Source organism: Paramicrobacterium salitolerans (assembly GCF_051513965.1).
In the GTDB taxonomy this organism is placed as follows: Bacteria; Actinomycetota; Actinomycetes; order Actinomycetales; family Microbacteriaceae; genus Paramicrobacterium.
The window spans coordinates 121,105-146,742 of sequence record NZ_CP195847.1; the positions used below are offsets into that span (position 1 = coordinate 121,105).

The 25,638-nt window shown below is 67.7% G+C and carries 27 protein-coding genes and 1 pseudogene; 14 read left to right on the forward strand and 14 right to left on the reverse strand.

Annotated elements, in window-relative coordinates:
• Positions 1 to 107 precede the first annotated feature (107 nt).
• The 4 genes from hemB to ACSAGD_RS00580 all read left to right on the forward strand — a co-directional run bounded on the left by hemB (position 108) and on the right by ACSAGD_RS00580 (position 4,320).
• A complete protein-coding gene (hemB, locus tag ACSAGD_RS00565) occupies positions 108 to 1,082 on the forward strand; it encodes a porphobilinogen synthase (RefSeq protein WP_437583758.1) in 975 nt (324 codons plus the stop codon).
• Complete coding sequence (gene hemL / locus ACSAGD_RS00570; RefSeq protein WP_437583759.1) at positions 1,079 to 2,470, forward strand: glutamate-1-semialdehyde 2,1-aminomutase; 1,392 nt, start codon at positions 1,079 to 1,081, stop codon at positions 2,468 to 2,470. Before hemB ends, hemL begins: the two co-directional genes overlap by 4 nt.
• Entirely contained in the window at positions 2,470 to 3,204 is a 735-nt protein-coding gene (locus ACSAGD_RS00575) for a Type 1 glutamine amidotransferase-like domain-containing protein (protein ID WP_437583760.1), read from the forward strand. The genes hemL and ACSAGD_RS00575 overlap by 1 nt, the downstream gene beginning before the upstream one ends.
• 81 nt (positions 3,205 to 3,285) lie before the next feature.
• Complete coding sequence (locus tag ACSAGD_RS00580) at positions 3,286 to 4,320, forward strand: hypothetical protein (protein WP_437583761.1); 1,035 nt, start codon at positions 3,286 to 3,288, stop codon at positions 4,318 to 4,320.
• Positions 4,321 to 4,379: 59 nt separating this feature from the next.
• Here the strand turns inward: ACSAGD_RS00580 and ACSAGD_RS00585 are convergent, their stop codons facing one another.
• Positions 4,380 to 5,387 (reverse strand): MDR family oxidoreductase, encoded by a 1,008-nt coding sequence (locus tag ACSAGD_RS00585; RefSeq protein WP_437583762.1) that lies wholly within the window; start codon positions 5,385 to 5,387, stop codon positions 4,380 to 4,382.
• A gap of 58 nt (positions 5,388 to 5,445) precedes the next feature.
• Here ACSAGD_RS00585 and ACSAGD_RS00590 point away from each other — a divergent pair, with 58 nt between their 5' ends.
• The 5 genes and pseudogenes from ACSAGD_RS00590 to ACSAGD_RS00610 all read left to right on the forward strand — a co-directional run bounded on the left by ACSAGD_RS00590 (position 5,446) and on the right by ACSAGD_RS00610 (position 8,503).
• A complete protein-coding gene (locus tag ACSAGD_RS00590) occupies positions 5,446 to 6,033 on the forward strand; it encodes a hypothetical protein (protein ID WP_437583763.1) in 588 nt (195 codons plus the stop codon).
• A pseudogene (locus tag ACSAGD_RS00595) lies at positions 6,026 to 6,822 on the forward strand (ABC transporter ATP-binding protein). The gene ACSAGD_RS00590 and the pseudogene ACSAGD_RS00595 overlap by 8 nt, the downstream one beginning before the upstream one ends.
• Complete coding sequence (locus ACSAGD_RS00600; RefSeq protein ID WP_437583764.1) at positions 6,819 to 7,835, forward strand: hypothetical protein; 1,017 nt, start codon at positions 6,819 to 6,821, stop codon at positions 7,833 to 7,835. Before ACSAGD_RS00595 ends, ACSAGD_RS00600 begins: the two are co-directional and overlap by 4 nt.
• Positions 7,832 to 8,002, forward strand: coding sequence for a hypothetical protein (locus ACSAGD_RS00605; RefSeq protein ID WP_437583765.1), 171 nt, complete (start codon positions 7,832 to 7,834; stop codon positions 8,000 to 8,002). Before ACSAGD_RS00600 ends, ACSAGD_RS00605 begins: the two co-directional genes overlap by 4 nt.
• 9 nt (positions 8,003 to 8,011) lie before the next feature.
• A complete protein-coding gene (locus ACSAGD_RS00610) occupies positions 8,012 to 8,503 on the forward strand; it encodes a hypothetical protein (protein ID WP_437583766.1) in 492 nt (163 codons plus the stop codon).
• Positions 8,504 to 8,511: 8 nt separating this feature from the next.
• Here the strand turns inward: ACSAGD_RS00610 and ACSAGD_RS00615 are convergent, their stop codons facing one another.
• The 3 genes from ACSAGD_RS00615 to ACSAGD_RS00625 all read right to left on the reverse strand — a co-directional run bounded on the left by ACSAGD_RS00615 (position 8,512) and on the right by ACSAGD_RS00625 (position 11,803).
• Positions 8,512 to 9,936 (reverse strand): hypothetical protein, encoded by a 1,425-nt coding sequence (locus ACSAGD_RS00615; RefSeq protein ID WP_437583767.1) that lies wholly within the window; start codon positions 9,934 to 9,936, stop codon positions 8,512 to 8,514.
• 143 nt (positions 9,937 to 10,079) lie between these two features.
• On the reverse strand, positions 10,080 to 10,901 hold the full coding sequence (locus ACSAGD_RS00620; protein ID WP_437583768.1) for an ABC transporter permease: 822 nt from the start codon (positions 10,899 to 10,901) through the stop codon (positions 10,080 to 10,082).
• Positions 10,898 to 11,803, reverse strand: coding sequence for an ABC transporter ATP-binding protein (locus ACSAGD_RS00625; RefSeq protein WP_437583769.1), 906 nt, complete (start codon positions 11,801 to 11,803; stop codon positions 10,898 to 10,900). The genes ACSAGD_RS00620 and ACSAGD_RS00625 overlap by 4 nt, the downstream gene beginning before the upstream one ends.
• A gap of 147 nt (positions 11,804 to 11,950) precedes the next feature.
• On the opposite strand from ACSAGD_RS00625, the gene ACSAGD_RS00630 reads away from it, so the two are divergent.
• A complete protein-coding gene (locus tag ACSAGD_RS00630) occupies positions 11,951 to 12,196 on the forward strand; it encodes a hypothetical protein (RefSeq protein ID WP_437583770.1) in 246 nt (81 codons plus the stop codon).
• On the opposite strand, the gene trhO is transcribed toward ACSAGD_RS00630, so the two are convergent.
• Genes trhO through ACSAGD_RS00645 form a run of 3 tightly spaced genes read right to left on the reverse strand, consistent with a single transcriptional unit; the run spans position 12,181 to position 14,223 of the window.
• Positions 12,181 to 13,125, reverse strand: a complete 945-nt coding sequence (gene trhO, locus ACSAGD_RS00635; protein WP_437583771.1) for an oxygen-dependent tRNA uridine(34) hydroxylase TrhO — start codon at positions 13,123 to 13,125, stop codon at positions 12,181 to 12,183. The two genes, ACSAGD_RS00630 and trhO, sit on opposite strands and share 16 nt — an antisense overlap.
• Entirely contained in the window at positions 13,070 to 14,071 is a 1,002-nt protein-coding gene (locus ACSAGD_RS00640; RefSeq protein ID WP_437583773.1) for an endo alpha-1,4 polygalactosaminidase, read from the reverse strand. The genes trhO and ACSAGD_RS00640 overlap by 56 nt, the downstream gene beginning before the upstream one ends.
• A gap of 29 nt (positions 14,072 to 14,100) precedes the next feature.
• Complete coding sequence (locus tag ACSAGD_RS00645) at positions 14,101 to 14,223, reverse strand: hypothetical protein (RefSeq protein WP_437583774.1); 123 nt, start codon at positions 14,221 to 14,223, stop codon at positions 14,101 to 14,103.
• Positions 14,224 to 14,425: 202 nt separating this feature from the next.
• On the opposite strand from ACSAGD_RS00645, the gene ACSAGD_RS00650 reads away from it, so the two are divergent.
• Together ACSAGD_RS00650 and ACSAGD_RS00655 are read left to right on the forward strand one after the other, a co-directional pair.
• Entirely contained in the window at positions 14,426 to 14,962 is a 537-nt protein-coding gene (locus ACSAGD_RS00650; protein WP_437583775.1) for a YbhB/YbcL family Raf kinase inhibitor-like protein, read from the forward strand.
• Between the two features lie 246 nt (positions 14,963 to 15,208).
• Complete coding sequence (locus ACSAGD_RS00655) at positions 15,209 to 16,198, forward strand: hypothetical protein (protein WP_437583776.1); 990 nt, start codon at positions 15,209 to 15,211, stop codon at positions 16,196 to 16,198.
• A 33-nt stretch (positions 16,199 to 16,231) separates the two neighbouring features.
• On the opposite strand, the gene ACSAGD_RS00660 is transcribed toward ACSAGD_RS00655, so the two are convergent.
• From ACSAGD_RS00660 to ACSAGD_RS00690, 7 genes are all read right to left on the reverse strand, one after another.
• The gene (locus ACSAGD_RS00660; RefSeq protein ID WP_437583777.1) at positions 16,232 to 18,583 is read right to left on the reverse strand and encodes a hypothetical protein; all 2,352 of its coding nucleotides are present in this window, start codon (positions 18,581 to 18,583) and stop codon (positions 16,232 to 16,234) included.
• A 148-nt stretch (positions 18,584 to 18,731) separates the two neighbouring features.
• The gene (locus tag ACSAGD_RS00665; RefSeq protein ID WP_437583778.1) at positions 18,732 to 19,550 is read right to left on the reverse strand and encodes a YidC/Oxa1 family membrane protein insertase; all 819 of its coding nucleotides are present in this window, start codon (positions 19,548 to 19,550) and stop codon (positions 18,732 to 18,734) included.
• A 195-nt stretch (positions 19,551 to 19,745) separates the two neighbouring features.
• On the reverse strand, positions 19,746 to 20,048 hold the full coding sequence (locus tag ACSAGD_RS00670; RefSeq protein WP_437583779.1) for a DUF6412 domain-containing protein: 303 nt from the start codon (positions 20,046 to 20,048) through the stop codon (positions 19,746 to 19,748).
• Positions 20,049 to 20,189: 141 nt separating this feature from the next.
• Positions 20,190 to 20,936 carry an SDR family NAD(P)-dependent oxidoreductase gene (locus ACSAGD_RS00675; RefSeq protein ID WP_437583780.1) on the reverse strand — a complete coding sequence of 249 codons (747 nt, stop codon included), beginning with the start codon at positions 20,934 to 20,936 and terminating at the stop codon, positions 20,190 to 20,192.
• Between the two features lie 75 nt (positions 20,937 to 21,011).
• Positions 21,012 to 21,746, reverse strand: coding sequence for an ABC transporter permease (locus ACSAGD_RS00680; protein ID WP_437583781.1), 735 nt, complete (start codon positions 21,744 to 21,746; stop codon positions 21,012 to 21,014).
• Entirely contained in the window at positions 21,743 to 22,516 is a 774-nt protein-coding gene (locus ACSAGD_RS00685; protein ID WP_437583782.1) for an ABC transporter ATP-binding protein, read from the reverse strand. Before ACSAGD_RS00685 ends, ACSAGD_RS00680 begins: the two co-directional genes overlap by 4 nt.
• A gap of 269 nt (positions 22,517 to 22,785) precedes the next feature.
• A complete protein-coding gene (locus tag ACSAGD_RS00690; RefSeq protein WP_437583783.1) occupies positions 22,786 to 23,412 on the reverse strand; it encodes a TetR family transcriptional regulator in 627 nt (208 codons plus the stop codon).
• 491 nt (positions 23,413 to 23,903) lie between these two features.
• On the opposite strand from ACSAGD_RS00690, the gene ACSAGD_RS00695 reads away from it, so the two are divergent.
• Both ACSAGD_RS00695 and ACSAGD_RS00700 read left to right on the forward strand, forming a co-directional pair.
• Entirely contained in the window at positions 23,904 to 24,662 is a 759-nt protein-coding gene (locus ACSAGD_RS00695) for a 3-hydroxyacyl-CoA dehydrogenase (RefSeq protein ID WP_437583784.1), read from the forward strand.
• A 106-nt stretch (positions 24,663 to 24,768) separates the two neighbouring features.
• Positions 24,769 to 25,623 (forward strand): enoyl-CoA hydratase/isomerase family protein, encoded by an 855-nt coding sequence (locus ACSAGD_RS00700; RefSeq protein WP_437583785.1) that lies wholly within the window; start codon positions 24,769 to 24,771, stop codon positions 25,621 to 25,623.
• The last annotated feature ends 15 nt before the right edge of the window (positions 25,624 to 25,638 follow it).

Genomic DNA, 25,638 nt, shown 5'->3' on the forward strand with positions numbered 1-25,638 from the left:
GCTGAGCCCCCGGGGGTTTCAGTCGGCGTTGGGCCCGGCGACGTAGGATGGCCTGCGGATCCACACGTCGGACGCAACGTCTGGCACCCCCGCGAATTGGAGAACAATTGACCCCTCCGAGCATCCGCCCCCGTCGCCTTCGCACCACTCCCGCGATGCGCCGACTCATCGCCGAAACACGGCTTCACCCCGCAGATCTCGTGCTCCCGATGTTCGTCCGCGAAGACGCGTCGGAACCCGTTCCTATCTCCTCGATGCCCGGCGTCTCGCAGCACTCGATGGACTCACTCGTCCGCGCTGCCGAAGAAGCCGCTGAAGCCGGCCTCGGCGGCGTCATGCTGTTCGGCATCCCCACAGTCCGCGACGCAACCGGCAGTCAGGCGACCGACCCTGACGGCATCCTCAACCGCGCCACCGAACGACTGCAGCGCGAGGTCGGCGACGCGCTCGTCGTCCAGACCGACCTGTGCCTCGACGAATTCACCGATCACGGACACTGCGGAGTCCTCGACGATTCCGGCCGGGTGAACAACGACGCGACACTCGAGCGCTACGCCGCCATGGCCGTCGCCCAGGCGAACGCAGGCTCGCAGCTCCTCGGGCTGAGCGGCATGATGGACGGCCAGGTGGCCGTTGTCCGCGACGCACTCGACGATGCCGGTCACGAAGACACCGCGATTCTCGCCTACGCCGCGAAGTACGCGTCGGCGTTCTACGGGCCGTTCCGTGAGGCCGTCGATTCCCAGCTGCAGGGCGATCGCCGCACGTACCAGCAGGACCCGGCGAACCGCCGCGAAGGTCTGCGCGAGGCGACGCTCGACCTCACCGAGGGCGCCGACATCGTGATGGTGAAGCCCGCTATGAGCTACCTCGACGTGCTGAGCGACGTCGCGGAGCTGAGCGACGTGCCGGTCTGGGCGTACCAGATCTCCGGAGAGTACGCGATGATCGAGGCCGCCTCCGCCCAGGGGTGGATCGATCGTCGTGCGAGCATCCTCGAATCTGTTCTCGGCATTCGTCGAGCAGGAGCCGACACCGTTCTGACTTACTGGGCAACCGAGATCGCGAGGTGGATCAAGTGAGCGCCGCAGAGAACACGAGCCGGACGCAGTTCACGTCCGGGGCGACGCACCGCAATCAGGAGCTCTTCGATCGCGCCAAGCAGGCGATTCCGGGCGGAGTGAACTCGCCGGTGCGCGCCTTCGGATCGGTCGGCGGAACCCCGCGCTTTCTTGTGCGGGCTGACGGTCCCTATGTCTACGATGCGGACGGCGCCGAGTTCGTCGACCTGGTCGCCTCGTGGGGACCAGCGATTCTCGGGCACGCGCACCCGGAGGTCGTGAAGGCGGTTCAGGATGCCGCGGCCCTCGGCCTTTCCTTCGGGGCCTCGACCCCGAGCGAGACCGCTCTCGCGGAACTTGTCGAGCAGCGCGTCGTCGGAGCCGGAGCCGGAGCCGACGGGGACGCGGTGCGCCCGATCGAGCGGCTGCGCCTCGTCTCGACTGGAACCGAGGCGACGATGAGCGCCATCCGTCTCGCGCGCGGCTTCACGGGCCGCGACCTGCTCATCAAGTTCGCCGGTCACTATCACGGTCACTCCGACGGTCTCCTCGCCGCCGCCGGATCGGGAGTGGCGACCATGGCGCTTCCCGGTTCCGCGGGTGTTCCCGCGCCCATCGCGGCTCAGACGCTCGTGCTGCCCTACAACGACCTGGATGCCGTGCGCGCGGCATTCGCCGAGCACGGGGACCGCATCGCGGCGATCATCGTCGAGGCGGCATCCGCCAACATGGGTGTTCTTGCGCCGAACCCCGGCTTCAACGCAGCGCTCGCGGACATCGCCCACGAGAACGGCTCGCTCCTCATTCTCGACGAGGTGCTGACCGGGTTCCGCGTCACCTCGGCCGGGTACTGGGGCCTCTCGACCGGCGAAGGCCCGGCCTACCGGCCCGATCTCTTCACGTTCGGCAAGGTCATCGGCGGTGGGATGCCCGTCGCAGCGCTCGGCGGTCGCGCCGACGTCATGGAGCACCTCGCGCCGACCGGCCCCGTCTACCAGGCCGGCACTCTCTCGGGGAACCCGGTGGCGATGGCCGCGGGAATCGCGACGCTCACGAACGCGACCCCCGAGGTGTACGCGCACCTCGACCGGACTGCGGACACTCTTGCAGCCGCGGTCTCCGAGGCGCTCAGCCGTGAAGGAGTCGCGCATCAGGTGCAGCGCGCAGGCAACCTGTTCAGCTTCGCGTTCACCGAGACCCCGCCCGTCGACTACGCCAATATGCAGGCGCAGCAGACGTGGCGATACCCGCCGTTTTTCCATGCGATGCTTGACGCCGGTGTGGCCCTGCCGCCGAGCGTCTTCGAAGCGTGGTTCGTCACGGCGGCGCACGACGAACGTGCGGTCAGCCGGATCATCGACGCACTCCCCGCGGCGGCGCGCGCCGCGGCATCCGCTCGGGCCAGCTGATGCAGAACCTCGAGCGTCCCCGCGGAACGATCGTCGCTCTGGGCGGCGGGGGCTACTCCGAAGCCCCGTACGTGCCGTCGCTCATCGACGAGCACATCCTCGAGCTGGCGGATGCCGCGCGACCACGCGTCTGCTTCATCCCGACCGCGAGCGGCGATGCCGCGATCTACGGGGAGCGCTTCGAGAACGCGTTCGCGGGGCGAGCGGAGACGAGCGTACTGTCGCTGTTCTGCCAGGACCCGTGGGGATACTCCGATCCGCATATGCTGCTCGAGCAGGACGTCATCTACGTGGGTGGCGGTTCCACAGCGAACCTGCTCGCCGTGTGGCGGTTGCACGGTCTGCCGACGATCCTCGCGGAAGCGTCGGCGAACGGCACAGTTCTCGCAGGGATAAGCGCGGGCATGAACTGCTGGTTCGAGGCATCCTCCACGGACTCATTCGGTCCGCTCGCCCCTCTGCGCGACGGGTTGGGATTCATCGGAGGGAGCGGGTGTCCGCACTACCTCGGTGAAGTGGATCGACGCGAGAAGTACATCGGATGGGTCGCCTCGGGCGAGCTTCCTGACGGATATGCCGTCGACGAGCACGCAGCGATCGTCATGCGCGACGGCGAACTCGTCGAGGCGATCGCGGAGCAGCCGAATCGGCCCGTCTTCCATGTGCGACGTGAGGGAGATCGGGCGATCGAGGAGCCGATTTCGGTGCGGATGCTGCCCGGCGCAGCATCCTGATTTGCTGAGTTCAAACTGGGCGTTACCTCTTTGTGAGGTTTCACCATCCCGCTCGGGGAATATGCGCGGCAGACTAGGAGTATGGCGTCAATTCTGCTGCATTCCGATCGACTTGAAATCAAGCTGACCGCGGCAGAGAGAGTTCTTGCTCGGCGCAAGGAGTCCGTTGTGATTCCGCGCGACAGCATCCGCTCGGTCTCTCTGACGGATGACCCGTGGATCTGGGTGCGCGGCGTTCGAGCCCCCGGCACTGCTGTGCCGCTGACGCTTGCGGTCGGGCAGTGGAAGTTCCACGGAGGCAAAGACTTCCTCGTGCTGAAGGGGCCGCGCCCGGCGGTCGTGATCGACCTCGTCGGGGAGGAGTTCCGCCGCGTGCTCGTGTCGACGAGCAAGGGCGTCGAGCTCATCGCCGCACTGCGTCTCGAAGAGCGCAAGCCGCACAAGGTGCGTGTTCACCGCGCGCAGCCGCGCACGAAGACGGTTGCGTCCGTGGCCGGGCAGGATGCCGGTCAGAAGACGAGCGGCCGCAAGTCGCAGCAGAAGAAGCGCGAGGTGCAGAAGGCGGCGAAGGACGCAGCGAAGGGCGCAGCGAAGGCTGCTCCGAAGAGTGCGTCGAAGGACGGGCCGGAGACCGCTCGGAAGGCCACGACAGACGCGGCGAAGGAGGCCTCGGGTGCCACTGCCGGCGCCTCGAAGGGAGCCGCAGTAAAGAAGACTGCGAAGGCGGGTGGCTCAAAGCCCGGCGGGCCAAAGGCGGCCGCATCAAAGGCTGCCGGGTCGAAGGCTGCTGAGTCGAAAGCCACCGGGTCGAAGGCTGCGAAGTCTGATGCGCCGAAGGGTACGACAACCGGTGCCTCGAAGGCAGGTTCAGCCAAGGCAGGTTCAGCCAAGGCAGATTCAGCCAAGGCGGGTTCGGCGAAGGCAGATTCGGCGAAGGCTGAGGCGACCTCGAAGCCGGCGACGTCGCGTGCGTCGAAGGACGGTACCGCTCAGAGCAGCTCACGGACGTCGACGCGTGCCAGCTCCAAGAAGTCAGGTTCGAAGAGTTCATCGACGAAGAACCCCTCTGCGTCTGAGGCAGACGGCAATGACGGTCAGTCGAGTAGCGAAGGCTGACACAGCGAGCCAGCGTCACTAGGTCACTAGGTCATCACTAGGACACTAGCGGTGCTAGGTCACTGCGTCACATCGATGACACTGCGGCCCCGGACAGACCCCGCGAGCACCTGCTCCGCGACCGACCGGGCGTCCGCGAGAGCGTAGATCTCGGTCATTCCGTCGAGGAGGTCCGGATCGAGGTTCTGCGCAAGACGCGTCCACGCCTCCTCGCGCAGCTCGTGCGGAGCATCCACTGAATTGATTCCCGCGAGCGTGATGCCTCTCAGGATGAAGGGTACGACAGTCGCAGGCAGGTCCGAACCCTGCGCCAGACCGCACGACGTGACGATGCCGCCATAGCGCGTCTGAGCGAGAGCGTTCGCGAGGGTCGTGCTTCCGACAGCATCCGCCACCGCCGCCCACCGCGACTTCTGCAGCGGTTTGCCGACTTCGTCACTCAACTCGTGGCGATCGATGACATCCGTGGCGCCGAGGCGGCGCAGGTAGTCGCCCTCCGTGTCAGCCCGCCCCGTGGAGGCGACGACCTCATAGCCGAGGTGCGCGAGAAGCGCGATCGTGATCGATCCGACACCACCAGCCGCACCGGTCACGAGGATAGGGCCGTCGCCCGCCCGCACACCGTGCTTCTCGATCGCGAGCACGCCGAGCATCGCGGTGAAACCCGCGGTTCCGATCGCGGCTGTCTGGCTGGGGGTGAAGCGGTGCGGAACACGAACCAGCTGCGCGCCATCGACCCGGGCCAGCTCGGCGAGGCCGCCGTGACGGCTCTCACCCAGACCTGCGCCGTTGAGGAGCACGCGGTCTCCCGGCATCCACACCCCCGAATCGGAGGAATGGACGGTGCCCACCACATCGATTCCGGGAATCATCGGCCATTCGCGCACGATTCCGGGTCTGCCCGTCAGCGCCATGGCGTCTTTGAAGTTGATGCTGGATGCCGCCACGTCGACCCACGTGTCGCCCTCCGCCAGCACGTCCGGCTCGAGGTCGTTCAGCGCGGCAGACTGCTGCGGCTTCCCCTCGGCATCCGTCGTCTTCTCGATCCACCATCCGCGAAACGTCATACAGCCAACCTAGGCACGGTGCCGTGGGGACACAAGGAATTGCGCGAGAGAGCGAAACGTGATCGGGCCCCCTTGCCGAACGCTATACACGCGTATAGTCTCGCTCATCCGCCACCACTTCGGCTCGAAGGACGAGCTGCGGCGCAGCTGCGATGACGAGGTGCTTCGTCGGTACCGAGAGCTCAAGGTGACGAGCATGCGACGGTCGCCCGGCCCGATGTTCGGTGACGTCGCGGCGGATCCCGCAGGCGTCCTTCTCGCCTATGTCGTGCGCGCGGTGAGCGTGGGCGGCGCCCCCGCCCGGCGCTTCTTCGACCACTTCGTCGAGGAGTCCCGTGCGGTCATGGCCGAGGCCGTGGACTCGGGACTCGTGGTTCCGAGCGACGATGACGATGCCCGAACTCGGCAGCTGGTCGCCATGCTGCTCGGTTCGTACATCGTGCAGTTCGCGTTGGATCCCGCGCTCGACAGCGACGACCCGGGCGGCACTCTGCAACGGGCCATGAGGACGAACATGCTGCCGCTGCTCGAGATCTTCACTCACGGCGTCTTCGCCGACGACCGCTATCTGGCGGCGTATCGCGAATACGTCGAGAACGAGGCTCCGCAGAGCGCGGAGAGTCGGGAAGGAGAGGACGATGACTGATCACGCCATCGAGGTCGCAGGTCTCGTCAAGACGTTCGGCCGGTCGAGGGCGCTCGACGGGCTCGATCTCACCGTCGAGACCGGCAGCATCGCGGGGTTTCTCGGGCCGAACGGCTCCGGCAAATCCACGACGATCCGCATTCTGCTCGGACTGCTGCGCGCAGATTCGGGCCGCGCGAGGCTTCTCGGCGGTGATCCATGGCAGGATGCCGTGACGCTGCACCGCCGCATCGCCTACGTTCCGGGAGACGTCACAAGCGAGCGCGCACGTACTCGAAGGGAAACCGACAGAAGGTCGCGCTCGTCGCGGCGCTGTCATCGCGCGCAGAGCTGCTGATTCTCGACGAACCGACCTCGGGACTCGATCCGCTCATGGAGCGCATCTTCACGGAGTGCGTCCGCGAGGCTGCGCACGAGGGCCGCAGTGTGCTGCTGTCGAGCCACATCTTCGCGGAGGTGGAGGCGCTGTGCGACACGATCACCATCATCCGGGAGGGGCGCACGGTCGAATCCGGGACCCTGGCCGAGCTGAGACACCTGCACCGCAGCACGATGTCGGTGACGACGGATGCCAGTGAGGCAGCGTTCCGCGAGCTCCCCGGCATCGCCGACCTCACCTCCGAGGGCGACCGGGTGACGTTCACAGTGAGCGATGCCGATCTTCCCGCGGTGCTGGGGCGTCTCGCCGAGCTGAGGCCGCGGTCGGTCGTGTCGGCGCCGCCGTCGCTCGAAGATCTCTTTCTGCGGCACTACGGTGCCCCCGCACCTGACCGGACGGAGGCATCATGAGCCACGTGGCCGCCAGCCGACCGACCAGGCGCCATGCCGGCCGCGCCGACCGTCGAGAGCGCGAGCGGTCAGAGCTCCGTGGGCGGCGCGGCAGTCACGCGTTCACCGGGTTCTGGACGATGTGCCGGTTCTTCCTCCGACGCAACTGGGTCAGGATGCTCGTCTGGATCATCGTTCTCACCGCGCTCGTACCCGCGACCAACGCCTCGCAGCGTGAGGCCTTTCCGACCGAGCAGTCACGGGAGGAGTACGCGCAGATCGCGAACACGCCGGCCATCGCATCGATGACCGGTCTGCCGTACGCGGCCGACACGTACGGCGGCATCCTCGTCATCAAACTCTGGATGACCATTGCGATCGCAGCCGTGTTCGCCGTGATCTTCCTCGTCACACGCAACGGCCGCGCCGACGAGGAAGCCGGTCGCACCGAGCTGCTGCGCGCGGGAGTCCTCGGCCGACACGCGGCGACCCTGGCGAACGTCACCGTGGTCTCTGCGTTCGGTGTCGTGCTTGGCGGCGCAATCGGGACGGCTGCGGCCGCGTGTGACCTCGACATCGGCGGCTCCGTCGTGCTCGGGGGCGGCATCGCGGGTCTGGCACTGGCATTCGTCGGCATCACGGCGCTCTGCGGCCAGCTGACGTTGACCCCGCGCGGCGCCAACACCATCGCCGCCCTCGTGCTGGCGGCGGCATACCTTGTGCGTGCGATCGCTGACGTGGAGGCCGACGGGTCGGAGCCGCATCCGCTCAGCTGGGCGTCGCCGATCGGGTGGGCGCAGAACATGCGTCCGTACGGCGACGAGTCGTGGTGGCCGTTCGCGCTGCTCGTCGGTCTCGGGGTCGGAGGATGCTGCGTCGCACTCGCCGTCGAAGCACGCCGTGACCTCGGAGCCGGCGTTCTTCCCCAGCGCCCCGGTGCACCCTGGGCGAGTGCGCTGCTCGTCACACCCATCGGCCTCGTGCTGCGTCTCGAACGCTCGGCACTGATCGGGTGGTCCTCGGGCTCGCCGTGAGCGGTGCGTTCCTCGGCGGCATCGTGACAGACATGGCCGACATGGTCGACAGCAGCAATCCCTACGTCGAAGCGTTCACGGGCGGCGGAGACGATGTGCTCGGCTCGCTCGTCGAGCTGTTTCTGCTGTTCAACGCGCTGCTGGTCGGTGGCTTCGCGGTGCAGTGAGCGTCTCGGTTGCGCCTCGATGAGGCATCCGGGCGTCTCGAAGCTCAGCTCGCCGGTTCGCTGTCACGCTGGCGCGTGCTGGCGGCGACCCTCAGCGTCACCGTCGTATGGTCTGTGATCCTGCTCGTCGTGAGCGGCGCGGCAATGGGTGCGGCGTTCGGGAAGGGCGGCGCCGCAGGGCGCTTCGCTCTTGCTGCACTCGGTTACCTGCCGTCGGTCGCGGTCGTGATCGGCCTCGTCGCGGCGCTGACGGCCGTGCTGCCGAGGGCGGCGCTCGCCGTCTCCTGGTCGATCTACGGGGCAAGCGCGGTGGTTGCCATGTTCGGCGGGGTGCTCGGGCTCGCCGACGAGGTGATCGATGCGACGGTCTTCGCCGCGACGCCGAAGTTGCTGGTCCCCGACGTCGACGCCGCTCCGCTCGTGGTGCTCTCGATCATCGCCGCGGTGCTCGTCGTGATCGGGTTGGTGAGGTTTCGACAGCGGGACCTCACGACCGCCTAGAGGCCGGGTCAGTCGAAGATGTCGCCCATGTCCTCGAGCAGACCGCCGATGACCATGCCGCCGAGGATGCCCGTGAGCATGTCGCCCCCGCCCATTCCGCCGCGCCGGCCGCCGAAGCCGCCGCGCATGCCCGGCCCCATTCCGCTGCCGTAGCCTCCGGGCATGCCGCCGAAGCCCTGTGTGTGCCGCTGGATGTCTTCGTGCGCGAGCCGCGCGGCCTCAGATGCGAGGGATGCCGAGCGGCGCGCAGACCCGAGGGAGGTCTGTGTGTCTGTCTCGCCGCGGGCCTGCTCGAGCGTGCGCTGCGCTTCCGCGAGGCGCGTTCTGGCGTCGGGGCCGATCGGCGCGCGGTAGTCGTCCACCAGGTGGTGTGCCGCGGTGATCTGTCGTTCGGCGTCAGCGATCGCGTTGTCGCGCTGAGCGCGCAGCCGTTCGGCATCCGCCTTGCGCTCCGAGATCCGGGCGATCACCGCGTCGAGCGCTGTGTTGGCGTCGCGGAGCGCGGAGAGCGTCTGGAACGGATCGTATGCGCCGGTTCGCCGGCTCGCGGCATCCGTCTCGCGCTGCAGCCTGCCGATCGCCTTGTCGAGCTCGGCTGATCGCTCGGGCATCGCGCGGGCGACCTCGAGGTCACCGCGCGAGTCGTCGATCACCGCCGCGAGCGTGGACTCGGCCTTCAGCGCCTCCATCTCGAAGTCGTTCACCGCGCGAACGAGACCGTCGGCGCGCGTCACGCTCTCGCGAGCGACGCCGAGTGCCTTGCCGGCCGGAACGGCGAGGTTCTGAGCCTGCTTCTCCTCGCCGATCGTGAGGGAGCGTTCAGCGAACTCGAGCAGGCGCTCTGCCTGCTCCACGTTCGCCGCGATCGGACGCAGCGCCGATTCGGCGTAGCGCCCCGAGGCACCCTCCAACGCGGATCGGGCCGGACCGACGGTGGTGCGCACGTTCTCGATGTCGCGGCGCGTCTGCTGCACGGCATCCGGAAACCCTCGCATCGTGTCGCGCAGCCCGGCGACGTACGCGTTCTCCTCCGCGAGACGTGTGTCGATCGTGCGGCAGCGGTCGACGATGCCCTGTGACATTTGCCGACGCTCGTCGTCGGTGTCGGGCTTCTCGTCGAACAGCAGCTGGTTGATGCGGAACGCTTCGGTGAGGAGCCCTCGGACCTCGGCGAGCGTGCCGCTGTAGCGCGACACCACGGCCTCGCCGAACTCCGCCGTGATGAAGCCGAGTTCGTCGCCTGCGAGGCGCACGCGCTCATCCGCACGAACGAGAGCCTGACCGGCATCCGTCACCTGTGCATCGATCGCCGCGCTGGCCTCCCGCCGCTGCTGCAGCGCGCGGTTCTTTGACCGCTTCGACATGACGAAATAGGCGACGGCACCCGCGCCGAGGATCGCCGCGAGCAGCACCACGATGAGGAGCGATTCCATGAGGAGATCCTACGGCGTCAGGTTTTCAGATGACTGTGCACGGATGCCGCGCCGCGACGCTCCCCAGACGTCGCGACGCTGCTCGTGCGCTGCTCTGCCGCAGCGTTCGTCATCCGCACTGCCGGTCAGGGGGTGTCTCGTCATCAGGTGATGTCTCGGCGCCACGTCAGCAGCCAGCCGATCAACGTGATGACGACAGCGATGCCGACCAGCACGAGTCCGCCCTGCCACCACTCGAGCGAGGCTGAACCGCCGTCGATCGTGGAGTAGAAGCTCGCGCCGACGAGAGCGTCGCTCGCCGCTCCCGGAAGCCACTTCGTCACCGACCCGATCCAGTCCGCGAGGGCGCCGACCGAACGGAGGATCGGCTCGACGAACTGCGTGAACGCGATCACGATCACGATCGTCGCGACCTGGTTCGGCACGGTCGCGCCGAGGCCGACGCCGAGCGCCGCCCAGATCGCCATCGCGAGCACCGAGCGGGCGACGAGCGCCCACGTGTCGCCCGAGTCGAGCGCCGTGTCGATGTCGAACGCCGCGAGCGCCGCGCCGCCGAGCCCCACGGTCGCAATCATCGCGACCACGCCGTAACCGGCGCCCGCGACGAGCAGCGCCGCCCACTTGGCAGCGAGCACGACGCCGCGTTTGGGCGTCGCGAGGAAGGTGGGCGTGAGTGTCTGGTGACGGAACTCACCGGTCGTCGCGAGCGCTCCGAGCAGGAAGGGGAAGACGTAGCCGATGCTCGTCGCAAGACTGTAGATCATGGGAGCCGAGCCGGTTGTCGGCATCCCCTCGACCCCGCTAGACGCGCCGAGCAGCCCCTTCGAGGTGGCCCCGAGCAGCAGGGCGATGCCGCCGCCGACCATGCCGACGTAGGCGAACAGGATGAGCAGGAGGATCCACCAGATCCGGGTGGTGAACAGCTTCGTGAACTCGGCGCGGACGCCGCGGATGAACGTGGTCACGCGACATCACCCCCTCCGACGAGGGAGAGGAATCTGTCTTCGAGACCGGACTCCCTCCGATGCAGCGCATGCAGCTCGATGCCGCCGACGAACGCGGCGTGCCCGACGTCGCTCGGCTCGACGCCCGTGACGACGAAGCCGGAGCGCATCTCTGTGAACGTGAACCCGGCCTCGCCGAGCGCCCGCGCGAGTGCCGGACGGTCGGGGGAGTCGACGACGACGCTCAGCTCATCGCCCGCATCGAGATCGGCGAGAGTGCCCGTGTGCACGAGCTCACCCTTCGAGATGATCACGACGTCGTCCACCGTCTGCTGCACTTCGCTCAGCAGGTGCGACGAGATGAGAATCGTGCGGCCCTCCGCGGCGAGGCCCCGCAGCAGGTTGCGGATCCACTTGATGCCCTCCGGATCGAGCCCGTTCACCGGTTCGTCGAGCACGAGCACGCGCGGGTCGCCGAGCAGAGCGAACGCGAGGCCGAGGCGCTGCCGCATACCGAGCGAATATCCGCCGACGCGCTTGTCCATGAACCCCTCCATTCCGACGAGGGCGAGCGCCTCTCGAGCGCGTGCCGTCGGAATGCCCGCCGCCTGCGCGTAGATCTCGAGGTGGTGGCGCGCGCTGCGGCCGGGGTGGAAGCTGGATGCCTCGAGAGCGGCGCCCACCGTCGTGAGCGGCGCTCGAAGATCACGGTACGCGGTTCCATCGAAAGTCGCAGAACCGGATGACGGCGTGACGAGCCCGAGCAGCGCGCGCAGCGTCGTGGTCTTGCCGGCTCCGTTCGGGCCGAGAAATCCGGTCACGCGACCGGGCTGGACGGTGAATGACAGGTCGTTGACGGCGTTGAAACCGCCGAACGTCTTCGACAGATGGGAGATGTCGATCGTCACTCCGGGGCTCGTCATGAAGGCTCCTCTCGTGGCTGTGACCTCAGTCTTGCCGATCGTGGGGCTCCGCGGCATCCGCCAAGAGAATGAAATGTAGCTGGGAGTCTGCCTGTTGCCGTAATGACGGCGGAGTCGTACCGTCGAAGCACAGGAGAGGAGCGGACCATGAGTGACCCAGGATTCGAACCGAACTTTTCCGACACCGATGCGCCGACTCCCGGTGAGGTCGAGGCGAACGAGGCCGATGTCCTCGAGCAGCGTCTCTCAGATCTCAGCCAGACCCCGGAGGATGTCGACGAGGGCGGCGCCTCAGCGGGCTACGGTGACGAGGCGGAGACCGAACTCGAGGACGCCAACGACTACGAGGAGGACTCCGACTACGAGGGACCGGACGACTACGACGAGGACTGAGCCTGCGAACGGTTCTGAGCCTGCGGGCGGTTCTGGGCCGCGTGGGTGACGCAGAAGGGTGAGGATGCCGCGTGCTCCTCGCACACGACAAGCTGCGTCCGGCACGAGGGATCAGCGCAGTTCTGCATGTGACTCGTCGAGTCGCCGCAGACCGCGCAGGAGCCGATGACGGCCGCGTGGTCTGAGAACTCGAGCTTCATGCGCTTGTCGAAGACGTAGAGCGAGCCCTCCCAGAGGCCGTCGTCGCCGAACGTCTCGCCGTAGCGGACGATGCCGCCGTCGATCTGGTAGACCTCGTCGAAGCCGCGCGACTTCATGAGGCTCGACAGCACCTCGCAGCGGATGCCGCCCGTGCAGTACGTCACCACCGGTCGGTCCTTCAAATGGTCGTACGCGCCGGAGTCGAGCACCTCGACGAACTCGCGCGTCGTGTCGACGTCCGGCACGATGGCGTCTTTGAACTTGCCGATCTGAGCCTCGAAGGCGTTTCGCCCGTCGAAGAACACGACGTCGTCACCGCGTTCGGCGACGAGATCGTTGACCTCGCGAGGGGTGAGGTGGATGCCGCCTCCGACGACGCCCTTCTCATCGACCTGCAGTTCCTCCGGCGCGCCGAACGAGACGATCTCATCGCGCACCTTGACGCTGAGCTTCGGAAAGTCGATGCTCTGACCCGACTCGTCGAGCCCCGTGCCCTCGGACCACTTGACGTCGAGTTGCTTGAACGCGGGGTACTCGCGCGTTTTGCGGAGGTAGCGCTTGACGGCATCCAGGTCCCCGCCCACCGTGCCGTTGATGCCGTCCTTCGAGATGAGGATGCGCCCGCGGAGATTCAGCGACTCGCACAGGTCGCGCTGCCACAGCCGAATCGCCTCAGGGTCGGCGAGCGGAGTGAAGACGTAGTACAGCAGGATCTTCGGGATGGCCACCGAACGATTCTACGTGGCCGTCTCGCGCTGATCCTGGCAACGTTCGTAGACGTAGTCGTGGCTCCCCCCCGGCAACGAGATCGAGGTCGCGGAGGATCGCCGCGGCGGGCAGCGATCCGTCCTCGCATGCGTCATCGAAAGCAGTGGCGTCGTACTCGATGTCCAGGACGATCTCGTAGTGCGCCATAAATGCGTCGCATTCGTCGAAGGCGCCGCACTCCTCGACGATCGCGAAGTCGAAATCGAGCCCAGCGCGACGCTCGTCGCCACCGTGCGCAGTGTCAGGCCCGGCGGACGCTGAACTCCCGGAGCTCGGCAGGTGGGCGGCGAGCAGTTCCGCCGCGTTCTTCTGCGCTGCGGCGAGGCCGAGCCCATGCGCTCTCTCGATGAGCTCCGCCGCGAGTGCGGCGTTGTCTTCGAGGGTGAGTGCGCCGCTCGAGCGCTCGTAGGAATCGAGGTTGTCGAACTCGACCGCGTCGAAGCCCGCGTCTGCGCAGTGCTCGAGCGGCGTCTGCAGGCGCTCTGCGATCGCCGTCCGGAGCTGCGCTGACGACGTGTCGAGAAGGAGTTCGTCGGGCCAAGCGGGGTCTGCGACCGGTTCGCGGCCGTCGAGCAGAATGAGGCCCTCCCACGCATCCTGTTCGCCTGGCTGGGTCTGAAAGGCGTTGACGTAGCAGACGCTGTAGGCGGTGGCCAGCGGGCTGGCGGTGCTGTCGCGCACGACGATTGCGACGTCATCCGGGGGAGCGTACGCGCCGCCGAGCTGATAGTCGAAGGCACCGGGCGGCGGTGGCGTGGGGGCGTCGGCGCGTGACGGCGTCGGCGTCTCGCGTGCGTTGACGCCGGAATCGGATGCCGTAGCAGAGCACGCGCCCGTCAACGTGACCGCGAGCGCCAGCGCGACCAGGGCAGCTCCGGCGCGACGTCGACGACTGTACCTTCTCACGTCACGAGTGTAGGCGCGGTGGTCTGATGTCAGAGACCGATCGTGATAAGCCACAGCGCTGCGGCCGCGGCGGTGACGGCGACGACGCCGGTGATCGTCGCGGTGACGATGAGCGAGGTGGCGCTGCGTGCGAGCAGGCGGTCGTTGGACATGCGCTTCTCCGTGTGAGTGTGTGTGGCGGTGGTCTGGGGTGTTGCGGTGTCGTGGGGCACGGTTCAAGTCCATCGGATGCGGCGGCCTGCGGCATCCTGCCAGGGGATGATGTGCCTCCCCCAGAGGTATGAGATCTACCGCTGTTTCGTCGCCCGGCGCTCGTGGATAGTCTGGACGGACCCGACAAGAACGGAGCTGTTCATGTTTGACTACGATCCGTACGCGCAGTTGGATCCGGTGCCCGAGTTCACCGTGGAGAGCGACGACCTCGATCCGGATCTGCCGCTCAAGGCGCCGCAGTATTCCGCGGAAGCTGGCGGCTCCGACACCTCGCCGCACCTCAGCTGGTCGGAGTTTCCGCCCGGGACGAAGAGCTTCGCGGTCACCGCGTACGATCCGGATGCTCCGACGGGGTCGGGCTTCTGGCACTGGGCGGTCTTCAACATTCCGGCGGACGTGACCTCGCTGCCGACGGGCGCGGGCGCGCCGGACTCCGGGCTCCTCCCGGAGGGCGCCATCACTCTGCCGAACGAGCTTCGGGAACCGTCGTTCACGGGCGCCGCTCCTCCCGAGGGGACGGGCGTGCACCGGTACTTCTTCGTCGTGCACGCGGTCGACGTGCCGACGCTCGACGTCGATGCGCAGTCGACCCCCGCGGTCCTCGGCTTCAACCTGCACTTCCACACGCTCGCGCGCGCTGTGCTGAAGGGCATCGGGGAGTACGGCGGCGCCTCCTAAGCGACCGGCGCCCGCAGCGCGCGCTGCCCGCCGCGCACCGCGGTGCCACGCACCGCACCGCCGCACGACGTGACGCCGCGCAGCGCAGTGCCGCACCGCAGCGCCGCGCTGGTCTGTGCGGTGACAGAGCTACCTGCGGTCGTTAGAGACTGCCGCGGCAGTCTCTAACGACCGCAGACCGCTCTCATTTGAATACCGCCGCAGAGGCGCACTCCCGTCGCCACGAGAATGCGGCAAGATACGACCGTGACTGAACAGTTTGACTGGGTTCCCGATGTCTCGCGCGGCGAGTGGCTTCGCCCTCTCGAGAGCGAGCCTTTCGGCAGCATCCTCTCGATTGTGCCGCGCGGTTTCGAGGCATACGCCCGTGTCTTCCACCCCGTCGAGCGCGATCGCCCACGTGCCACGCTCAGTTGGACTGGACTCGATGAGGAGACGTTCTTCGAGAGCGTGCCTGACATCGACGCTGCTCTCGAGACGGAGCGCACGACCTGGGCGCAGACCGCGCACGCCTTCGGCACCACGATGCATTCTGAGGCGCAGTACCATCGCCTCACGCGCAGTGACTACGGAGACGCTGGCGGCGTCGCGCCCGATGGATGGCGGTACGGCGACGCATCGGAGGGCTCCCTCGACGGGGAGGTTCTCAGCGTGGTCGCCGATGTACTCGCACGCCACACGGAGACGCCGGATGCTGGTGTCGCCGCGATTTGGGAGGGCTGGGGCGGTCTTGTCAGATCGGCGGGCGTCGCGAGTTTCGTCGCCTGGGAAGCGAGCGGCAACCCGGTGCGAGACGCCCTTCTCAAAGCGCGGCTCGCTGCCGGCGAGTGGGCTCGCGGCATCGCGCCGTTCGTGCCGGGGCTCGCGCCGGAAGAGCCTCCGTTCGGGTCCGGCCTACTCGCGCGTGACGTCGCGGCGGGGCCGCGATTCGATCTGCACGCCGATACGGGGCGTCGCTACGTGCTGTTCGAAGCGGGCGCAAGAGACCTCATGGATGCCGGGTGGACGCAGCGTGCTCCGTGGATCGACGACGGGCTGTGGGCGCAGAGCCCCAGCATCCTGTGGCCCGATGATCATGCCTGGCTGCTCGCGACCGAGATCGACTACGACTCGACGCTCGTCGCCGGTTCGACATCCCTGATCAGAGAGCTTGTGCAGACACCGAACATCGAGGCTTTGCCGATTCGCCCTGACGCGGATCTCAGCTCGGACGGTGACGCGCTCAATCGACCCTGAGGTGCGGGCGGAGTGTGATCATCAGCGTGGAGATCACCAGTTGGAGCAGATCCAATACACCGTCCACGTGCTGCCGCCCGAGTAGTCGTCGATCCACCACGTTGAGGTGCCGCGGGGGATGCTGATGTCGTCGGTCCACGCCGCGCTCGCGGAGCCGCCCCAGCCGGTGCATCGGCCGTTGCCCTCGCGGACATCGCCGCGTGACGACGAGTTATGTCGCCGGTCGCCGTCGTCGGAGTCTCCGCGATCATCACCGTCGTCCCGGTCACCGCGATCTCCGCCGTCATCACCGCGGTCGCTGTCGCGCTTGTCGCGCTTCTGCCGTTCGCGCTCTTCCTTCTTCCGCTCCTTCTCGGCCTTCACCGCCTCGTCGTGGGAGGCCTTCGCGGCGTCGTGGGCGTCGACGTACGCAGCGATGCGCTCGCTCGTGACCTGGAGCACGTTGGCGACATCGTCATCTGCGGCTGCGGCTGCGGCTGTGGCTGTGCTGGTGGGAGCCGTCTGCGCGGAATTCTGTGCTTCAGAGAGCAGTGCGAGAAACGCCTCCGCTGTCGTCGGCATGCCTGCACCCTCGACAGCCGTGCTCGTGACAGCAGTGCTCTCGGTAGGTCCAGTCGTCTCGTTCGTGCCGACGCTCACGCCGGCCGTCTCAGCGGTGCCGGTGTCGCCGCTGTCGCTCGTCGCTGCGGAGGTCTCGGAGTCGTCGTCATCATCGGATGCGCCACTCGACGTCTCACCCGGGATGGGTGCGACGAGAGCCGCAACCGCCTTCTCAAATGCCAGGCGCGTCTCTTCGCTCGCCTTCTCGAACGAGAGCGTCACTCCCTTGGAATGTGCCGCGGTCACAAGCCCGTCAAGCGATGTGACGGTCGCGTCGTAGGCGTCGTCGATGCGCTGTGTTGCCTGGGTGAGCCGGTTCGCCTCGGTGGAGGTGATTCCCGCCAGACGAAGAAGCTCCCGTGTGTCTGCGCGCAGGTGGTCTGTCGCGACGGAAGGGTCCGCGACGGGCGCGGGGCGCGGCAGCGTGAACCCCGGCTCAGCCTGGGCCACGCCGTCGTCAGAGGGCACAAGGTCTGCGGCAACGGTGAACGACGAACTCGCCTCGACGAAGCCCTCGCGCGCCGAAGCGGGGTCGGCCAGGGATGCCGGAAGCGTGCTCTCGATCGTCGCGAACACCTCGTGCTCGGCGGCGGCGCGTTCCGCGCGAGCATCCCACGCGGCACGCGCGTCGGAGTAGGCGGCTCGTGCGGCCTCCAGCGTCTTGGCGGCCTTCGCGTAGGCCGCGTGCGCGTTGGCGTGCACGACCTTCTCGATCGTGACCGGAGCGACGATGCCCACCAGCGCTGCCACGATTGCGACCATCACTCCGGAAGCGAGGATGCGCTGCGAGGGCTTCAGACGGACGAATCGACGAACTACGGCTCGGCGAGCAGTGTCGAGCGCGTGACCTGTTGCCACAACGAACCGGTGACCGCGCACGGTGCGGGCGGCGCCGGCGACGGAGTCCCCGATTACGGCGAGCGTCTGCGTCGCATTGGCCGTGACCGCCGTGCGCGAAGCCGGTTTGTCCTTTAGGCCGTGCGAACGATCGGCCATCCGGCGCTCGCGACGCGACGCGAACTGCTGCTGGGGCTCGTCGAGCTCGAACGGCTCGAACTCCAGGGTGTCCGACAGACCGTCCAAGACATCGCGGGGCTCTGCCCTCTCGGGCGCTGAAGGGCGCTCGCGTTCGAGGGTCGCAGTTCCAGTGGATGCTGTGACAGGCAGCGTCTCGCCGAGCATCGACGTCGAACTCACGAACGTATGTGGTGCGGGCCGCCACCCTGACGCAAGCAGGTCGAGCGCTGTTCCGATGCTCAGCTCCTCGCCCGTGGCAGGGCCTTCGACGGGGGAATCGTCGGTCGGGGAAACATCCGCGGCGGACGTGTCATCCGTGGAATCGGCGGCCAGGGGCTCGTTCGTGGAGGAGGCACCGACGGAGAACTCACCAGCGGATGCGCTCTCGAGCGGAACCTCATCGAACTCGAGAGAGCGCTCGACGTCAGGCGATGCGTCTGGCTCGCCATCGCGACCGAGAGCGGCATTGTCCGTGATCTCGGCAGAGACCTGGTCAGCGACCTCGGCTGCGATCTCGACCTCGGCCGCGACATCGTCTGGGACCTCGCCAGCGGTCTCACTGGGGACTTTGCCAGCGGTCTCGGCCGCGACCTCGAAATCGCTCGCAGTCTCGTCACCGCGTTCGGCAGTGCTCTGGCCGTCACGGTCGAGGTCCGTTGTGATACCGGGGTCGACATCGGCGCCGTGTTCGACGCCGTGTTCGGCGTCGCCAAGGGCTGCGCTCGCAGGCGCGGTGGCACTGGTGTCGTTCGAATCGCTCGTGACCATGGGGGGATCAGACGGGGATGCCGTGATGTGTGGGGAACCTCATCGGCGGCATCCACCATATCGTGAGCGAACGTCGAATTGAAGACGTGTGACGAAACACCGGCGACGCCGTGCGACAGGAGCTCACCGACGTCGGTCTGGTGATTCGCTACGCCGTCGAGGGCGTCGCTCCCGCGGCATCCGCTCCGCCCAGTGGTGAGTCCGCGCCCATCACTCTCCGCAGAATGAGGCGCTCGCCGAGAGTCCACGACACCGTCACGAGCAGGTACAGCGCGGCCGCGAACGGCACGAACGCCGCGATGACCGCCGTCATGAACGGCATGAAGCTCAGCACCTTGGTGACCTTCGTCATGTCGGGCATCTGAGGCATTCCGGGCGCGGGTTCGGGCTTCGCCTGCTGCGGCGGTGTCGGCGGCATGAGCAGCTTGCGCGAGAACTGCGCCACGACCGCGATGATCGCCATGATGACGATGTGCACGATCGCCGAGGTCACGGTGACGCTGCCTGTCGAGATCGCGTGAACGAAGCTCTGCCCCAGCGGAATGCCGAACGCCGTCTGCGTGAGCAGGTCGTTCGGTGCGCCGTTGATGGTGGGGAGAATAAACAGACCGTACACCGCCATCAGCACCGGAGTCTGCGCGAGAACGGGAAGGCACCCGGCCATGGGCGAGACCTTCTCTTTCTGATACAGCTCCATCGTCTTGCGCTGCAGCACCTCCGGCTTCTTCTTGTACTTCTTCTGAAGCTCCGCGAGCTGCGGGGCGATGCGCTGCCGGTCGCTCTGCGCCTTCACCTGCGAATGGCCGACGGGAATCAGGATCGCCCGCACGATGATCGTGAGCAGCACGACCGCGAGGGCGGCGCTGGCCCCTCCCGCGATCGGCGCGAGCAGGTCGCTGAGAAAGGTGAGGACAGTGTGCGCGAGGTTGATCAGCCACGCGATAGGTGCGAATTCGTAGATGTTCATGGGTCACTTTCGACGAGGGATCGGGGACGTCGTGTGACCATCGGATGCCGTGGCGGCAACGAGCCGCGCAGCGCAGCGGGCGCGTGGGCCGACGCGCTCAGGCCGAGCCAAACCGGGCTGGATGCTCAGGCGGGTTGCGCAGGCCGCTGTGCGGTGTGGCTCAGGGCGTGCTTCGAGTGCGGCAGGTGCGTTGCGTCAGCGGCAGGCGATGGTCGTCGTGACCAGGCCCGGTGCTCGAGGGCGCGGCTTTCCCGCGGCATCCGGTGCGCTCTGCGCGAGCATGTGGGACGTGTCGCGTGGAGGTTCGATGCCTCCGGGGAGTCGCTCAGCCGTCGGCAGGGCGGCGGCGAGGATGCTCGTACGAACAGCCACCGCAACGGCGCCGCCCGCGAGTCCGATCGCCGCGACGAGGGCGAACTCCCACAGGGTGTGACTCGCGGCAGACTGCTCGAAGGCCGCGACGAAGAACTGCGCGACGAACTCGAGATGCTGCAGCATTGTGACCTCACAGATGCGGGGTGGGAACGCCGTCAGAGTACCACTCGCGCGTGAGCGTCAGCCGGGCCTGAAGGGGAAAGGGGAGGCGTGACGGTCACGCGCGAGGGTGTGCGGCGGTGCGTGGCTCCGCGCATCAGGGGGTCATGCGCTGAGAGTGCCGCCGTCGACCGGAAGAACTGCGCCGGTGACGAACGACGCCTCGTCAGAGAGGAGCCACGCGGTGGCCGCCGCGATCTCGGCGGGCTGGCCGAGACGCTTCATGGGAACCTCGCTCGAGTACTTCGCCTTGTCGGCGTCGGGGAGTGAGGCGAGGGCCGCGGTTTCGATGGGTCCGGGAGCGACAGCATTGATGCGGATGCCGTCAGCGGCGTACTCCGACGCGGCACTGTGCGTCAGCGACACGACCCCGTGCTTGCTCGCGCCGTAGGGTGAGAGCGTCGGAGTCGGCTGGAGCCCGCCGATCGAGGCGATGTTGACGAGCGTTCCGCCGCCGTTCTCGAGGAAGTGCGCGATCTCGGCCTTCATGGAGAGCCACGTTCCGCGGAGAGTCACGTTCAAGGTGCGGTCCCACTCCGCGGCGCTGAGGTCGACCAGGCGCTTCGGCATGGTGCCGACGCCCGCGTTGTTCACCGCGAGGTCGAGCCGGCCGAAGCGCTCGATCGTCGCGGACATGAGCGCCGCGACCTCATCTTCGTCGGCGACGTTCGCGTGCACGTAGATCGCCGTGCCGCCGGAGGAGTTGATCGCGTCGGCGACGTTCTGACCGGCCTCGTCGTTGACGTCCGACACGACCACCGAGGCGCCGTCAGTCGCGAGCCGTCGTGCGATCGCCTCGCCGATGCCCGCTCCGCTCGCCGTCACCAGTGCGACCTTGCCGTTGAACGTCATGATTCCTCCAAATGCTGTCTTGACGACAGGATATTCATGAAATCATGGAGCCAGCTGTGCGGTTTATAGGGGCGATCAGGGAGTGCGTCGCCGCAAAGTGAGTGATCCGACCACGATCGCGCCGATGATCCAGCATCCGACGAAGAGTACGCGCAGCCACACGTAACCGGCGTCCTCGTCGCCCGAGGCCACGGCGGTGAGTGCGTCGATCGCGTGCGAGAGCGGCATCCAATCTCCGATCACCTCGAGTACGTCTGGCAGTTGATCGCGCGGCAGGAAGATGCCGCCGAGGAGGATCTGCGGAAACACAAAGACCGGCATGAACTGCACCACCTGGAACTCGGTGCGGGCGAACGCGCTCGCGAGGAGGCCGAGCGCCGTGCCCAGCAGTGCGTCAGCGATCGCGACGACGAACAGCAGACCGACCGAGCCCGTGATCTCGAGTCCACACACAAGGGTTGCGTAGGCCACCGCGATGGCGGTCTGGATGGCGCCGAGCAGCCCGAAAGCGAGGGCATAACCGAGGATGAAGTCGCCGCGGCCGAGGGGCATCGACAGTAGGCGCTCGAGCGTGCCGCTGCGACGTTCGCGCAGAGTGCCGATGCTCGTCACGAGGAACATCACGATGAACGGGAACAGCGCGATCATCGCCGGGCCGATGTCCGTGAAGACATCGGTTTCGTCGAAGATCCAGGCGACGAGGCCGATGAGCAGGCTCGGCACGATGAGGAGGAGCCCGATCGTGCGCGGGTCGTGGCGGATCTGCAGGAGCACGCGGCCCGTGGTCGCGAGCGTGCGAACGGGGTTCATCGGGCACCTCCCGCGTGGCGGCCGTGGCGAGAGCGCGTGGTCTCGCCGGCATCCTGACTCTCATGCTCTTCGATGACGCGCAGGAATGCATCTTCGGCGTTGGCGGCCCCCGTGCTCTCGAGCAGGTCCGCGGGACTGGTGTCTGCGATGATCGCGCCGTCGCGCATGAGCAGGAGGCGATCGCAGCGGGTCGCTTCGTCCATGACGTGGCTTGAGACGAGGAGCGTCGCACCATCGTCGGCGAGGCCGCGGAAGATGCTCCAGAGGTCGGCGCGCAGCACCGGATCGAGGCCGACCGTCGGCTCATCGAGCACGAGCACATCGGGAGAGCCCAGCATGGCGACCGCGAGCGACACGCGGTTTGCCTGGCCTCCGGAGAGGGTGCGGGCGAGCTGATCGCGTTGCGCGGTGAGGTCGGTGCGTTCGATGACGCGGTCGATATCGGATGCCGGTGCGCCCTGCACCCGCGCGAAGTAGCGGAGGTTCTGCTGCACCGTCAGGTCGTCGTAGATGCTCGCCTGCTGCGTCATGTACCCGACCCGTCGCCTCAGCGGTGCAGATTCCGCCGGACTGCTGAGGACGGAGACCTCTCCGCCGCGGATGACCTGCACGCCGACGATTGCACGCATGAGCGTCGACTTGCCGCTGCCGCTCGGCCCGAGGAGCCCCACGATCGCGCCCGACGGCACCGTCAGGTCGAGCTCGTCGAGCACGGTCTTTCGGCCGCGGCGGACCGTGAGCCCACGTACCTCGATCGCATTATTCATCATGTGATGAATTAAACGCCCGAGGAGGGGGTGCCGTCAAGGGGTGTGCGGGCGGTTCTTGTGGTGTGCGGGTGGTTCTTGTGGCGGGCGGGCGGTTCTGGGCGGCGGGCAGGTGGCTCTGGCGGTGGGGCTAGCAAGAAGTCGGAAATCTCGAGGGTCGGTCGGCGTGTTGGGCCGCGACACGCCGCGGCGAGGGCGAAAAGTCCGATTTCTTGACGAGAGCCGGTCCGAGAGGGTAGTGCCCAGAAGCCAAGGAGTGACTGCAGGCGCGGCTAGCCCAGACCGTCGATGTGGCCCTGGAGCGCGGGGGTGACGCGGGCGATCACGTCTCCGACGGGGAGCGAAGCGAGAGGTTCCGCGGCGAGCACGTGACGCAGAATCAGAACGCCGGCGATCTGGGTGAGCACGAACTCGGCGCGCAGCACCGCTTCGGGGCGGGGTATGCCGGCATCCTCGAGCTTGCCCGCGATGGCGCTCATTAGCTCCCGCAGCAGATACTGCCGGATGAGACCGCCCGCCGCGGAACTGCCGATCGCCGAGCGCAGGATGGTGATGCCGACCGGTTTGACCGCGGGGCTCTCCCACGCCGTGAGCACGGTGGTCGCAATGGATTCGCCGAGCCGCTCGATGGGGGCCTCGAGGGCCTGGCGCACGACGCGATCCGGGCGGACCGGCAGCTTCACGACCTCGGCGAACAGCGCGGCCTTCGTGTCGAAGTAATGGTGCACGAGTGCGGAATCCACACCGGCACGACGGGCGATGCCGCGAATGGATGCCGCCTCGTAGCCCTTCTCGGCGAACTCCGCGGCCGCGGCATCCGCGATGCGCTCGCGCGTATCGCCGCGCTGTGTCTTGCGCGGCCGCCCTCGCCTGCGGGGCGTTGAAGCTGTCTCGGCCACGTGCCTCAGCCTACGCGGGCCGGAGCGCCTGCCGCCTGCAGCGGCGCAGAGAGCGGGAGAGGAGAGGGAGAGCGAGTGAAGGGCTGCGGGGGAGAGGGAGCGAGGGAGCGGAAGAGCGGGATGGGGCGCCCGAGAGAGCGAGAGAGCGCGCGGGAGAGCGGGATGCGGTCGATAGTGCGTGCCGCGGCAGGCTCTATCGACCGCAGGTAGCTGTCTCACGGAAATTTTGCAGGGCGTCCAGCAGGCGAGGAGTAGCGCACGCCGGGCCGTTGCAGAGGAGGCGCAAGCCAGGCCGTTGCAGAGGAGACGCACGCCGAGTTGTAGAGCGTCGACAATGCGCGGTGCGGGCGGGCAACAGCATCCGTCACGCGGCCCACAACGGGTGGAGCGGCGCCCGGCCCGGGCATAGGCTCGGAGCAACGACGCACGAGGGGCGCGAGTCACGAATTCGCCCCGTGCGCACCAGCCGCGACGCTTGGGAGGAAGAGGCAATGACGCTCGACGGAACTTCAGCACTCGTCACGGGAGGAGCCTCCGGGCTCGGCCACGCCACCGCGCGCAGGCTGTCAGCCCGCGGCATCCAGGTCGTCATCGTCGACCTCGAAGGCTCGAACGGGCAGGACGCCGCCGACGCGATCGATGGCCGCTTCGTGCCCGCCGACGTGACGAACCCCGAACAGATTCAGAAGGCAGTGGATGCCGCGAGCGAACTCGGGCCGCTGCGCACCGTCGTGAACTGCGCAGGCATCGCACCGCCCGCGAAGGTGCTCGGCAAGGAAGGCCCTCTCGACCTCGACGCGTTCGCGAAGATCGTCAACGTCAATCTGATCGGAACGTTCAACGTGATCAGGCTCGCCGCCGCGGCGATGGCGGAGACCGATGCGACAGACGACGGCTCACGCGGCGTCATCGTGAACACAGCGTCAGTGGCGGCGTTCGACGGCCAGATCGGCCAGCCCGCCTACTCCGCGTCGAAGGGCGGTGTGCACTCGATGACGCTTCCGATCGCGCGGGAGCTCGCCCGGTACGGCATCCGCGTCATGACCATCGCTCCCGGAATCATGGAGACCCCGATGCTCGCCGGCCTGCCGCAGCCCGCGCAGGACTCGCTCGGGCAGCAGGTTCCGTTTCCGCAGCGCCTCGGCCGCCCCGCCGAGTACGCGCGTCTCGTCGAGCACATCGTCGACAACGGATACCTGAATGGCGAGACGATCCGCCTCGACGGCGCGATCCGCATGGCGCCGAAGTAAGACCGACCGGCCGCGTGCGCGAGACGTCTGCGCCACCACGAGGCGTCGAGCAGCGGTGCGCCCCCTCAACGGCGGCGACGAAGTGACCCACGAGAATCGGAGAACGATGGCTGACAGCATCCTGTTCGAAGTGAGCGACGGAATCGCCCACGTGACCCTCAACCGGCCCGCGCGACTCAACGCGATCAACGACGACGCCGCGTATCGCTGGCGGAGCATCGCCGCCGAGATCGCCGAGCGCGACGACGTGAAGGCGGCCCTGCTGGATGCCGCAGGGCCGGCGTTCTGCGCTGGAGGCGATGTCGCCGAGATGGCCGGCTTCGGCGAGGGCGGCAGCATGATCGAGAAGCTCGCGAACGCGATTCACGAGGGGCACCGCACCTTCCAGGCGATGGCGAAGCCGATCGTCGCCGCGGTGCACGGCGCGGTTGCGGGCGGCGGCCTCGGGTTCATGCTCACCGCGGACTACATCGTGGTCGACGAGTCGTCGAGCTTCCAGTCGAAGTACGCCGACATCGGGCTCACGCCAGACTGCGGAGTGAGCACGCTGCTTCCCGACGCGGTCGGCACCCGCCGCGCGCTCGAGCTGACGCTGACGTCACGTCGCCTGAACGCGCACGAGGCGGTGGAGTGGGGGCTCGCGAACGAGGTCGTCGAGGATGCCGCTCTCGCCGCGCGCGCCCGCGAGATCGCCGCATCGTGGGTTGACGGCGCCTCCGGTGCGTTTGGCGAAGCCAAGCGCCTGCTGCGGGCACGGACCCTCGACCCGCGCAGCTACCAGGACGCCCTCGATGACGAAGCGCGCACGATCGGGGCCGCGTTCGACACTCCGGAGGCGACGGCGCGCATCGCGGCGTTCGTCGCGCGCTCCTCTCGCTCTGCCGGAGCCCCGGCCGCCGCGTCTGCGGCCGGGGCGCCTCGCACCGCGGCATCCACCACCCCTGAAACCGAGGAGGCATAGTGACCACGCAGGAGA